The following is a 13,081-nucleotide window of genomic DNA, read 5'->3' on the forward strand; positions in this document are numbered from 1 at the left end:
TGACTATTGACTATTGACTGTCTCTATAGCCTGCAACAATTCATTAATAGTGTAGGGCTTGCTCAAAAATGTATTGATGCCATCAACTTCGGCAAGTTGATTTCTCGCATTGATACCACTCATCACAATAATCTTGACCTGCGGATTCATTTGTTGTAAAACGCGGATTGTGGTTAACCCATCCATCGATGGCATCATCATATCTAGCAGTACCAGGCTAATTTCATCTTGGTGCTGGCTATATAATGCGATCGCTTCAATACCGTTAGTAGCCGTTAGTGTTCTATAGTTGTAGTCTTCTAGAGAGATTTTGATAATCTCTAGGATGGCGGATTCATCATCTACAACGAGAATTGTTTCTCCTTTACCATTGTGTAATTCTAGAGTTTCTGCTTGCTGGTTGATCTTTTGGGAACCAGCTGGTAAGTAAATCTGAAATTGGGTGCCTTGACCCATCTTGCTACAGACGTTAACAAAACCACCGTGGTTATGAATAATGCCAATTACGGTTGACAAGCCTAATCCTGTACCTTTGCCTTGTTCTTTAGTTGTGAAAAATGGCTCAAAAATGCGATCCAATAGATGAGCAGGAATACCTACTCCTGTATCCGAGACAGTTATAACTACATATTGACCCACATGAGCAGCCAAATGCATTTTGGCATAGGTCTCATCAATGGAAATATTTTCTGCTTGCAGTTGCAAAGTCCCACCATTGGGCATAGCATCACGAGCATTAACTACTAGATTCATTAATACCTGATGCATTTGCGTGGAGTCTGCCAAGACAGTCCAAAGCTTAGTTGTTGGCAGATTCGTCTTGATGATAATGGATTTAGGAAATGTACTGTTGGCAATATGTTGAATTTCTGAGAGCAGATGTTCTATTTGTAAAGGGAGGTGTTTGCCTTCCGATCCACGGGCAAAGGTAAGAATTTGTTTAACTAAATCAGCACCGCGTTTAGAATTAGTTTCGATTATTTTTAATAATTGTTGATTCCGTGCATCGAGATTGCTCAGTTTGAGTACCAACAATTGAGATGAAGTCAGAATAGGTGTGAGAATATTATTGAGATCGTGAGCAATGCCACTAGCAAGAGTTCCCAGGCTCTCTAAACGCTGGGCACGTAAAAATTGCGCTTCTAGTTGTTTTTTCTCAGTGATATTGGTGTTGACAATTAAAATTGATTTAGGATTTCCGACTTCATCGCGTACCAGCGACCAACGTCCTTCGACAACGATCTCCGCACCATATTTGCTGACTTGAGGTAATTCACCAAACCACTCGCCTTGTTCCAGAACTGTCTTGAGAGCTTCTTCTATTTGTGGCGGAATTTTCTTATACAACAATTCATTAGCATTTTTGCCTAGGGCTTCCTCGGCCGACCAACCATATAAGCACTCGGCTCCTCTGTTCCAGAATAAAATTTCGTGTGATAAATTCCGGACTACGATCGCATCGCTGGTGATATCAAGCAAAGCAGCTTGTTCGCGGATTTTCTGCTCCGCTTGCTTGCGATCGCTAATGTCCATATCTACCCCAATCATCCGCACAGCTTGGCCCGTTTGGTCGTAAAAAACTTGACCTTTGGTGGCTGCCCAGCGAATTTTGCCATCAGGCAAGACAATCCGAAATTCGATGTCGTAGGTTGCGCCTTCTTGGAGCGATCGCGTGATTGCGTTAATCACTAATTCCCGATCTAGTGGATCAACTTGATTGATAAAGGCTTCATAAGTCCCATCAAATTTATCTGGGTCAAGACCAAACATCTCAGGCAAATTCTCAGACCCAGTTATTTTGTTATCGAGAATATTCCAGTCCCAAATCCCTGTTTTGGCAGCTTCTAAGGCTAACTTCAATTGTGCTTCACTCTTACGCAAAGCCGCTTCTGCCTGCCGACGCTCCATCAGTTCAGCTTGTACTTGCTGATACAATTCTGATTGCTGAATGGCAATGCTGACCTGGGTTGACAATTGATTAATTAAATCTATTTCCCACGACTGCCACAACCGGGTTGCAGAACATTGGTTGATCGCTAACAATCCCCACAATTTTGCTCCTTGCAAGATCGGGACTACCAAGTTTGCTCTTATCTGAAATTGAGCTAGTAAATCGCAGTGGCATTGGCTGAGACCTGCTGTATAAATGTCTGGTACAGCTTGGATACGACCCTGTCTGTATTCCTCACCGCCAGTTTCCATAAAATAAGTGTCTTCAACTTTGGTATTGAGAGCAGAAAACCAACCATCACCAACAGCTTCCACTACTACAATGCCACTGTAGTCTGCTTGAAAGCGATAAATAAAAACTCGGTCAGCCTGAAGGAACTGCCGAACTTCAGCCACAGTAGTATTTAATACCTCGTCTAAGTTCAAAGAGGCGCGGATACGTTGGGCGATTGTTGCTACTAGTTGCTGCTGTTCTGCGGCTCGCTTGCGATCGCTGATATCCCGCAAAATTGAGAGGTGACGGTGAGGCATAAAGTTAGCTGTCGCCCCATACTCTACCTCGCGAATCGTACCATCGGGACGTAGGAGGCGAAATTCCCCAGTTTCTCGCCCACTTGCTTGAAATTCTTGCCATACTTTGATAAAATCAAAACCAGGCTCGGCAAATTCTACAATAGTGCGACCGAAAAGATCTGTTGTTGACAAGCCAAAAAGTCGAGAGGCGGCGGGGTTAGCGTCTACATACCTGCCTTCATCATCGGCTATCACCATAGCATCATTTGCCCCCTGAAATAATGCTCTCAGTTGCAACTCGCTACTTCTGAGTGCTGTCTCGGCTTGCTGGCGTTCGGTCAAGTCGATACCAGTTCCAATAATATATTCCACCGTCCCTGATTCATCACAAATAGCAGTATTAGACCAAGCAATCAATCGACGATTTCCTTGTTTTGTTAACCAATAATTTTCATATTGGTTGGGAAATTGACCTGCTTGGAGTCGCTGGAAAACAGCTTGGACAGCTTCTATTTCTTCTGGAACTAAAAACACGTCCCAAAAATGCTTACCGTGAACTTCAGCAAACGAATAGTTGCTTACTGCTTCACAGGTTTGATTAAAACGGAGAATTCTTCCCTGGCGATCGAGTACTACAACCAAACAGCCAACTATATCGAGGACGGCTGAAATAAAGTCACGCTCCTGCTGTAGAGTTAATTCAACTTGCTGGAGTTCTCGAAAAGCAAGTTCGCGATCGCTAATTTCCTGTTGCAAAAGTGCATTAGCTTGGGAAATTTCTATTGTGCGTTCCGCTACTCGTTTTTCTAAATCAGCAGTAGCTTTGCGTAGCTCTGCTTCTACCTGTTGGCGTTGCTCAATCTCTTGCTTTAATTGCTCGTTGGCTTTTTTTAATTCATCTGTTTGTTGTTCTACCTGTTGTTGGAGTGCAGCAATCACAGCAGACATTTCCAGGCGTTCTAAAACTTGCAGAAAGCTTGTCTGAGTAATAATTCCCAACAATTCCCCTTGCTTGCCAACTATCACTAATCGGCGGACATGGCGACGCTGCATTTCTTCATGAGCATCCAATAGAGAATCTGTAGGACTTAGGCAAAATAATGGTGAACTCATCACACTTTCCACCTGGGTTTGAGCTATATCTAACCCCAATAAGTGAAATTGCAAAATGTCTCGCTCGGTAATAATTCCTACAGGGATAAGCAAGTCCAATTGCTCCGCTGCTGCTTCTACTATCACCACACAACTAATTTGATTTTCAGCCATGAGTCGGGCTGCATCCAACACAGTTGCAGTTCGCGGCGCATGAACGATCTGCGTAGTCATCAACTCGGTAACAGATCGCAGCTTGAGAAAATTAGCGGGTTGCAGTGCTTGACGAATAGTTGCGGGTGTGATGATACCGATTAGTCGATCGTTTTCATCCAACACAGGTAAATGACGAATCTGATGCTGATGTAATAACGACACAACAGTGAATAAATTTTGAGGATCGGATTGCTTGAGGGTAATTACTTGTCGTGTCATTACTTCTGCAATTTTTACCTGAGATAGCTGAACTCCAGAGGCAGTTAGCTTAACTAAATCTCGCTCTGTAAACGTTCCTACTAATTGTGATTTCTCAACTATCAAGGTACTACTGGTTCGGTGCTGACTCATCAAGACAATGGCATCGACTACAGAAAAATCTGGGGTAACTGTCAAGGGAGAGTAGTCTATACAATCCTTTAAATTTGGTAAATGAAGGGACTGAGGGCTAAATTCATTATGATGATTTTGTATTGTGAGTGACATAATCCCTCGTATATTGGCTTTGAAAGGCAAGCTGCAATCCAGTTTCTGTAGTTGATGTTTTCTAAGTATTACGAGTGCTTACAAAAATTAGCTTTAAAGTACTTCAGCAATTTTAATTAATGAGATTAAAGGATCTATTACCCAGACTATGCCAAGATGCATGATTAGAGAAATCTAGAAATGCTTGATTGTTCTTACTTGGTTGTTATTGATGTCTGTAAACGCTTCTAGAGTATTTAAGAATTAAGAATGCGCTCAAATGAAAATTTTGTTTTATCGATATTTGTTGTTGATAAAAAATTAGAAAACTATGTAATTGTTAATGAAATTAGAATTTTTTTATAAGCAGTTTTACAGACATAAGTCTATCACCTTCAACAGCAAAAATTGCATCTGTATGTCTTCATGTTTGTTAATTGATTAGGGAATTTATACCTATAGTAATGTCACCATTCTATTAAGGCGATCGCAATTCCTTGTTGTAAGTCTGGTGTAATTGTGGTGTTATTTGCTAGCTGTTGCAATTGTTGGTATGCAACTTCTGGTGCTAGGTTTTTGAGTGCAGCGATCGCGTGTAGTCGCACCGATTTATTTGGATCTGCTAGTAGCTCAATCAATGGTTCAATTGCCTGCATTTGACCTAACTGCCCTAAAGATAGAGCGATCGCACTTTTAATATTGCTAATTTCTGTAGCTGGATGCGGCGATCGCAGCATTTCCAACAAAATTTCTGTGGCTATGAGTGTTAATTCCGGCTGTTGTACTCTTCCTAAAACGGTGACAATTTCTTGCCACAGTGTTTCTGAGGTGCTGTGATTTAGTGCTTGTTGAAGATATTCCAAACTAGAAACACTCCCTAACCAGCTGAGGGAGCGAATAGTTTCTAATTGCAGTTTTATTGATTGATTGGGTGAAATCAGTACCTCAAATAAGGATTTAGCAGCATTATCACCACCCATTCGTGCTAAAGCAACTGCTGCTGCACAAGCAACGTCTTCGTTCAAGTCATAAAGTCTGGGTTGGATTTGCGTCACCAAATCTAAGGTTGCGCATAGATCGGAGCGAAAACCTAAACCTTGGACTGCTGCTAGTCTCACTGAGCTAGCAAAATCATCTAAAGCAGTGACTAATAAGGGGGGTACGCGTTCGTCATGGAAACTACTGAGGGCTGCGATCGCTGCTGCCCTAACTGCGGCTTGAGGATCTTGTACTACACTCAATAGAGGTGTGATAATTTCTGTACGCCGGATGTAAGACAGCGATCGCACTGCCAAAAGCCGTGTATTCTCATCGCTTAAAAGTTCAGCAAGTGCTGCGATCGCCAGAGTATCCATTTCCCCTAATGCTGTTGCAGCCATCGCTTTAAGTTCTTGACTGTCGCTACTTTTTAACAATTGCACTAAAGGAGCGATCGTATCTGGATGCTTAAATTCTGATAATATTCGCGCTGCATACCAGCGTGCTTCTTCATCTGCATCTTCGTCTTCTAATATTTCAATTAAGCGCGGGATAGCAACATTGCCCAATTGAATAAAAACCTTAGCAATTTCCCAGCGTTGCTGAAAATCCCCAAATTCTAAAATCGCGAGCGCTAATTCCAGTATTTGCTCTCGATGTTTAACTATCTCCGGATTTGTAGAATCTTGTTTTAGAATCAACCTTTGTAAATATTGAATCAGCGATGACCAATCAGCTGCATCATGTGCTGTTTGTGCTTGCACCAAAAGCTGGTTGATGTTATTCACAATCCTGAGAAACCCCTACACTGCTAATTTGCATCTTCTCATAGACGACTGGTTCATCGCAAAAGCTTTGATAAGTTTGTACTAAGCATGAAAGTGCTGAAAATTCCAGGTATCAAAGTCCTGACTGCGAATTTCTTCTACTTTCTTGCACTAGCTTTGCTTAACCACTACAGAATCACCCTCAATTTTAGCCGTGTAAGTTGTGAGTGGTTTCTTGGCTGGGCCTTTTAGCACTTTACCATCAGCGCCAAATTCTGACCCATGACAGGGACAAGCGAATTTTTTAGCTTCGTCTTTCCATGCTACCGTGCAGCCTTTATGAGTACAGGTAGGGTTAACAGCTATCAAATTTTCCGATTTAGATTTGCCTACTACTAATACAGATCCAACAGGTGAGTCATTAACAATCAGCTGACCAGTCTTATCTAATTCTGCTGAAGTGCCTACCTTTTGCCAGCCTCCAGAAGGCGCAGAAGATGTTGGTGTTGGTGTCGTTGTTTCGGAAGAACAAGCAGCAATTGCTATCGGTAGAGAACTTGCTATCCAGCCTAAACCTACCCAACTAATGAACTCACGACGTTTCATAGGCTACTTTATCTCAAATAACTTTCCAGTTTGGATTAATGGCGATCGCTTTTCTCAAGGGCTGCGTGTCACTTCAGAAACACATATTATGCAGAAAATGCATCATATAGATACATTTTTGGCCAGTAACCTAAAATTTCGTAGCGATTTATACGATTTTAGCGAAAATCCGCCTTTAACCTTAATAGTATGTAAATCGTTACACTTTCAGTACCAGAACAGCTATTACACCTTTTCCAAATGGATACACGGAAATATTTTTCCTGAAGCAATAATTTCAGTACCAAATATACATTATGAATGCATTTGCCCTAGTAGACAGAAGAAACGATCGACTACGGGTTAATTGATATTGGGCAATAACTCAAGAGGTTCTTCGGGATTAAAAATTTGCAATGAGAGTCAGCTCATGACAGACACAGCAACTACCACTACAGCCAGCCTCAACAAGTTCGAGAAATTCAAGGCAGAAAAAGATGGACTTGCCATTAAGGGGGAAATTGAAAAATTTGCCTCTCTAGGCTGGGAAGCAATGGATGAAACAGACCGCGATCATCGACTGAAGTGGGTGGGTGTGTTTTTTCGCCCAGTCACCCCTGGTAAGTTTATGATGCGGATGCGGATACCGAACGGTATTCTCACCAGTCCCCAGATGCGTGCTTTCGCAGAAGTGGTGCAGCGTTATGGTGATGATGGCAGCGCCGATATTACGACCAGGCAAAATATCCAACTGCGGGGGATCGCGATTGAAGACTTGCCAGATATCTTTAATAGATTTGAGGCAGTGGGTTTAACTACCATCCAATCAGGGATGGACAACATCCGCAATATCACAGGCGACCCGGTAGCGGGTTTGGATGCGGATGAGTTGTTTGATACACGAGAGTTGGTACAACAAATTCAAGATATGTTGACCAACAAAGGCCAAGGGAACTCTGAGTTTACCAACCTCCCACGCAAATTTAATATTGCAATTACTGGTGGAAGGGATAATTCAGTTCACGCCGAAATCAACGATTTAGCTTTTGTGCCAGCTTTTAAGGATGCAGATACCTCATCGCCCAAATTTGGGTTTAACATCATCGTTGGTGGCTTTTTCTCAGCTAAACGTTGTGAAGCGGCGATCCCCTTGAATGCTTGGGTAGCTCCCGAAGATGTGGTAGCTGTGTGTAGAGCGATTGTAGAAGTGTTTCGCGACAACGGCTTACGCGCCAATCGCCAAAAATCTCGCTTGATGTGGTTAATTGACGAGTGGGGTTTAGAAAAATTCCGCTTGGAAGTAGAAAAGCGTTTGGGTAAGTCATTTTTACCCGCCGCACCAAAAGATGAAATCGACTGGGAAAAACGCGACCACATCGGTGTATACAAACAAAAACAACCGGGATTAAACTACGTAGGTTTACATATTCCTGTTGGTAGGTTGTATGCGGGAGATATGTTTGAAATTGCCCGTTTGGCTGAGGTTTACGGCAGTGGAGAAATCCGGCTAACGGTCGAGCAGAACATCATTATCCCCAATATTTCTGATTCGCGTTTAGTAACATTTTTAGCTGAACCTTTATTAGAAAGGTTTGCTGTAGATCCTGGTTTACTAACGCGATCGCTAGTTTCTTGCACAGGCGCACAGTTCTGCAACTTTGCCCTCATCGAAACCAAAAATCGTGCTTTAGCAACGATTCAAGCCTTGGAATCAGAGTTAATCCTTACTCGTCCTGTACGCATTCATTGGACTGGTTGCCCTAACTCCTGCGGACAGCCACAAGTCGCAGACATCGGCTTAATGGGAACTAAAACCCGCAAGAACGGCAAAACCTTAGAAGGGGTGGACATCTACATGGGCGGTAAAGTCGGCAAAGATGCACATTTGGGAACTTGCGTCACCAAAGGCATCCCCTGCGAAGACTTACAGCCAGTATTACAGAATTTACTCATCCAACACTTTGGCGCAAAACTAAAGCAAGAAGCCTTAGTGACTCATTAGATGAGTGTAGGGGTTTAGTAATGCTAAACCCGTATTGATTATTTCGGTGAGTGGATAAAAAGCAACAACCAATAACTGCGTAACCAAAAATTAACAAAGGAACAATGAAAGATCTTTCACGTAGAAAATTTATTTTCACTACTACTGCTGCGGCTGCTGCTTCTATCTTGGCTCATGGTTGCTCTTCTGGTAATTCCAATTCAGCCACAACAGGCGAACAATCACCCTCGGCTGCTCCAGCTGCAAATGTCTCTACAGCAGCTAACGCACCCAAAGTTGAAACCACCAAAGCCAAGCTAGGATTTATCGCACTCACTGACGCTGCACCCCTCATCATTGCTAAAGAAAAGGGCTTCTTTGCCAAGTACGGTATGAAAGATGTCGAGGTGATCAAGCAAAAATCTTGGCCTGTTACCCGTGACAACCTGAAAATCGGCTCGGCTGGTGGTGGGATTGATGGCGCACACATCCTCAGCCCCATGCCTTACCTAATGACGATTAACGATAAAGTGCCAATGTATCTCTTGGCGCGGTTAAATACCAACGGTCAGGCTATCTCTGTAGCTAATAAGTTGAAAGACCTAAAAGTTGGTTTAGAAAGTAAGGGGTTGAAAGAGGCTGCTGAAAAAGCCAAAGCTGATAAAAAATCCATGAAAGTAGCAATGACTTTCCCTGGTGGTACTCACGATTTATGGATGCGTTATTGGCTAGCAGCTGGCGGGATTAATCCTGACCAAGATGTGGTTTTGGAACCAGTACCACCCCCACAAATGGTAGCGAATATGAAAGTTGGTACAGTCGATGCCTTTTGTGTGGGAGAACCTTGGAATGCCCAATTAGTCAGCCAAAAATTAGGTTATTCAGCCCTAGTTACAGGTGAGTTGTGGAAAGACCATCCAGAAAAAGCTTTTGCCATGCGTAAAGATTGGGTTGATCAAAATCCCAATGCCACCCAAGCGCTATTAATGGCAGTTCTAGAGGCTCAACAGTGGTGCGATAAACCAGAAAACAAAGAGGAGATGTGCAAAATCTGCTCTGACCGCAAATACTTTAACGTTGCTGCCGCAGATATTTTAGAAAGGGCTAAGGGTAATATTGACTTCGGTGATGGACGCAAGCAACAAAACTTCGCTAATAAGATGAAGTACTGGGCTGATAATGCTTCTTATCCTTACAAGAGCCACGATACTTGGTTCTTAACTGAAGAAATTCGTTGGGGTTATCTACCAAAAGATACCAAAGTTAAAGAAGTAGTTGACCAGGTAAATAAAGAAGATTTGTGGAAGAAAGCGGCTAAAGCTATTGGCGTACCTGATGCGGAAATTCCTACTAGTACTTCTCGTGGAGTTGAGACTTTCTTTGATGGTATCAAGTTCGATCCCGAAAAACCAGAAGAATATCTCAATAGTTTGAAGATTAAAAAACTTTAAGAATGGCTGCGATCGCTTCTTTTTAATTTAACTAAACTACAACAGGAGAAAGAAGAACATGACAGCTATTGCGGGAAGTCGTTTTAGTAGAAAAAAGTCTCAAAAAGCACTCAATAAATTTTTCTGGAAAAAAATTGTCCCCCCACTAGTAGCATTAGCCATTTTTCTGGTGATTTGGCAATTACTTTGTTTAAATCCTAACTTTAAGTTACCCGGGCCAATTGAAACATTTTCCGAAACTTGGGACCCTTTTATCATTCATCCATTTTTTGATAATGGCGAAAGTGATAAAGGTTTAGGCTGGCAAATCCTTAGTAGTTTAGGAAGAGTTGGTTTAGGCTTCTCGCTAGCGACAGTTGTAGGAATTGCCTTGGGAATTCTCATTGGTGCGAACCAATTTGTTTATAATGCTGTCGATCCCATATTTCAAGTATTACGAACTGTACCGCCTCTAGCATGGCTACCTATTTCCCTGGCAGCCTTTCAGCAAGCTAATCCCTCAGCGATTTTCGTAATTTTTATCACATCAATTTGGCCAATTATTATTAACACCACAGTTGGCGTGCAACAAATTCCCCAAGACTACATTAATGTTGCTAGGGTGTTACGTCTCAAAGGCGGAAAGTATTTCTTTAAAATTGTGTTTCCTGCTACCGTTCCTTATATTTTTACAGGGTTACGCATTGGCATTGGTTTATCGTGGTTAGCAATTGTCGCCGCAGAAATGTTAGTAGGTGGCGTGGGTATTGGTTCCTTTATTTGGGATGCCTACAACACAACCACAGACACCAATTTGAGCGAGATTATTTTAGCTCTCATCTACGTTGGTTTGGTTGGCTTACTGCTAGATAGATGTGTGGGTTTTATCGCTAGCAAAGTTGTAGCAGAACAGAAGTAGTCAAAAGTCAAAAGTCAAGAGTCCAAAAGTCCAAAGTAGATGATTGACTCTTGGCTAATAACCAATTACGAATTACGAATTAACCAATGGCTACCTTTGTAGAAGTCGATCACATTGACCGGATATTTGACCTACCAAATGGCGGCAAATATATTGCCCTGAAAAATATTGAATTGAAAATCCAACAAGGGGAATTTGTTTCCTTAATTGGACACTCCGGTTGCGGTAAATCTACTCTGCTCAACATCATTGCAGGTTTAGATAGAGCCAGCATTGGCGGTGTGACTTTAGAAGGGCGAGAAGTCAGAGATCCTAGTCCCGATCGCATGGTAGTTTTTCAAAACTACTCGTTGCTTCCCTGGTTAACCGTTAGAGAAAACATTGCCCTAGCTGTAGATGAAGTCTATAAAAATCAGCCCAAGGGCGAACGTCGGGGGATTGTCGAAGAACATATCGACATGGTGGGACTGCGCCATGCAGCAAATAAACGTCCGAGTGAGTTATCTGGGGGGATGAAACAACGAGTAGCGATCGCCCGCGCCTTGGCTACCCGTCCTAAGTTGTTACTGCTAGACGAACCCTTTGGGGCCTTGGATGCCTTAACCAGAGGAAGTTTGCAAGAACAACTGATGAAAATCTGCAACGAACACAACGTTACCTGTGTGATGGTCACACACGATGTAGATGAGGCATTATTGTTGAGCGATCGCATCGTTATGCTCACCAATGGCCCAGAAGCTCATATCGGGCAAATTTTGGAAGTTCCCATCCCTCGTCCGCGTCAACGCTTGGAAGTAGTCAAACATCCCAGCTACTACAGCCTGCGGAATGAAATGATTTACTTCCTCAACCAACAAAAGCTAGCCAAGAAACGCAAAGCACAGCAACCTGTAACAACATCCCGCCAAGGCTTAGAAAAAGTCAGTCTTGAAATTGGCTTTATGCCTCTGACTGATGCTGCACCTCTAATCGTTGCCAAAGAAAAAGGCTTCTTTGCTAAGTACGGCTTAAATATCGCTCTCCACCGTGCTACCAACTGGAAGCAAATCGCTAAAGGTGTTGTCAATGGTGAATTAGATGCAGCTCAGATGCTAGCAGGAATGCCTCTAGCCTTGACTTTGGGTGCTGGTGACAAAAAGCCCATACCTGTAGTCAATGCCTTGAATCTCTCGCGGAATGCGAACGCCATTACCTTAAGCAAAAGGTTGTATAGCCAAGGTGTGAGGAACTTAGCTGAGTTGAAAGCGGCGATTAATGCTGCTCCCGATCAAATTCTCACTTTGGGTATCGTTCATCCCACATCGATGCAGAACCTGATGCTGCGTTATTGGTTAGCGGCTGGCGGTATTGATCCCGATCGCGATGTCAGCCTGACTGTGATTTCACCAACACAAATGGTTTCCGAACTGAAAGCCGGAAATATTGATGGTTACTGTGCCGGAGAACCTTGGAACTACCAAGCCGTTCACCAAGGCTTAGGCTTTGTTGCTGCCACAGCTTTAGAAACTTGGTCAGGACAACCAAAAAAAGTGCTGGGAGTGCGAGAAGAGTGGGCGCAAAAGTACCCAGAAACCTATCTTGCCCTCGTCAAAGCGCTGTTGGAAGCTTGCCAATATTGTGACGACCTCCGCAATCGCGAAGAGATTCTCGAATTACTCTGCCGTTCTGAATATCTGGATATCGATCCTGTATACGTCCGCCCAGGTTTTATCGATCCCTACGATCGCGGTGACGGTACAGCACCTCAAGCACTGACAGGCTACAACCAGTTTTATCTCCATCAAACCAACTATCCCAACCGCACCGAACTGCTGTGGATGGTGACTCAACTGGCGCGCTGGGGCTTAACACCGTTCCCGAAAAATTGGGTGGAAGTGATTGAAAGAGTCTGTCGTACAGACATCTTTGGTGCGGCTGCCCGAGATCTAGGCTTACTCGACATCGGAGAAGATAACCCGATTCATTTGTTTGATGGTAAAGTTTTTAACTCTTCCGAGCCAATAGAGTATCTCAAAAGCTTAGAAATCAAGCGGCAGATACGTATTGAAGAGGTATTTATTTAGTCCTTGGTCATTTGTCATTTGTCATTGGTTATTTCTCCGCGTCCCTGTTTCTCTTTGTCTTCCTTATCCCTCTCCGCGCCTCTGCGTGAATCATAAGTCCATACAGCAAAGCTAAAAAATGC

At 43.0% G+C, this 13,081-nt stretch carries 7 protein-coding genes; 4 read left to right on the plus strand and 3 right to left on the minus strand.

Annotated elements, in window-relative coordinates; genetic code table 11:
* Positions 1 to 3 precede the first annotated feature (3 nt).
* From AACU33_RS30695 to AACU33_RS30705, 3 genes are all read right to left on the minus strand, one after another.
* Complete coding sequence (locus AACU33_RS30695; RefSeq protein WP_096594075.1) at positions 4 to 4,257, minus strand: PAS domain S-box protein; 4,254 nt, start codon at positions 4,255 to 4,257, stop codon at positions 4 to 6.
* A 446-nt stretch (positions 4,258 to 4,703) separates the two neighbouring features.
* Positions 4,704 to 6,005, minus strand: coding sequence for a HEAT repeat domain-containing protein (locus AACU33_RS30700; RefSeq protein ID WP_096594076.1), 1,302 nt, complete (start codon positions 6,003 to 6,005; stop codon positions 4,704 to 4,706).
* Between the two features lie 147 nt (positions 6,006 to 6,152).
* Entirely contained in the window at positions 6,153 to 6,587 is a 435-nt protein-coding gene (locus AACU33_RS30705; protein WP_096594077.1) for a QcrA and Rieske domain-containing protein, read from the minus strand.
* A 409-nt stretch (positions 6,588 to 6,996) separates the two neighbouring features.
* Here AACU33_RS30705 and AACU33_RS30710 point away from each other — a divergent pair, with 409 nt between their 5' ends.
* The 4 genes from AACU33_RS30710 (at position 6,997) to AACU33_RS30725 (ending at position 12,959) form a co-directional block, all read left to right on the plus strand.
* The gene (locus AACU33_RS30710) at positions 6,997 to 8,568 is read left to right on the plus strand and encodes a ferredoxin--nitrite reductase (RefSeq protein ID WP_096594078.1); all 1,572 of its coding nucleotides are present in this window, start codon (positions 6,997 to 6,999) and stop codon (positions 8,566 to 8,568) included.
* A gap of 104 nt (positions 8,569 to 8,672) precedes the next feature.
* The gene (locus AACU33_RS30715; RefSeq protein WP_096594079.1) at positions 8,673 to 9,998 is read left to right on the plus strand and encodes a CmpA/NrtA family ABC transporter substrate-binding protein; all 1,326 of its coding nucleotides are present in this window, start codon (positions 8,673 to 8,675) and stop codon (positions 9,996 to 9,998) included.
* Positions 9,999 to 10,056: 58 nt separating this feature from the next.
* Positions 10,057 to 10,896, plus strand: coding sequence for a nitrate ABC transporter permease (gene ntrB / locus AACU33_RS30720; RefSeq protein ID WP_096594080.1), 840 nt, complete (start codon positions 10,057 to 10,059; stop codon positions 10,894 to 10,896).
* 86 nt (positions 10,897 to 10,982) lie between these two features.
* The gene (locus AACU33_RS30725) at positions 10,983 to 12,959 is read left to right on the plus strand and encodes an ABC transporter ATP-binding/substrate-binding protein (RefSeq protein ID WP_096594081.1); all 1,977 of its coding nucleotides are present in this window, start codon (positions 10,983 to 10,985) and stop codon (positions 12,957 to 12,959) included.
* The last annotated feature ends 122 nt before the right edge of the window (positions 12,960 to 13,081 follow it).

Source organism: Calothrix sp. NIES-2098 (assembly GCF_963875125.1).
Lineage (GTDB): Bacteria > Cyanobacteriota > Cyanobacteriia > Cyanobacteriales > Nostocaceae > Aulosira.

Bases quoted from the DNA above. Each gene is read 5' to 3' on its own strand.
- ntrB (WP_096594080.1), top strand. From the start codon at position 10,057: ATGACAGCTATTGCGGGAAGTCGTTTTAGTAGAAAAAAGTCTCAAAAA.
- AACU33_RS30695 (WP_096594075.1), bottom strand. From the start codon at position 4,257: ATGTCACTCACAATACAAAATCATCATAATGAATTTAGCCCTCAGTCC.
- AACU33_RS30705 (WP_096594077.1), bottom strand. From the start codon at position 6,587: ATGAAACGTCGTGAGTTCATTAGTTGGGTAGGTTTAGGCTGGATAGCA.
- AACU33_RS30725 (WP_096594081.1), top strand. From the start codon at position 10,983: ATGGCTACCTTTGTAGAAGTCGATCACATTGACCGGATATTTGACCTA.
- AACU33_RS30710 (WP_096594078.1), top strand. From the start codon at position 6,997: ATGACAGACACAGCAACTACCACTACAGCCAGCCTCAACAAGTTCGAG.
- AACU33_RS30715 (WP_096594079.1), top strand. From the start codon at position 8,673: ATGAAAGATCTTTCACGTAGAAAATTTATTTTCACTACTACTGCTGCG.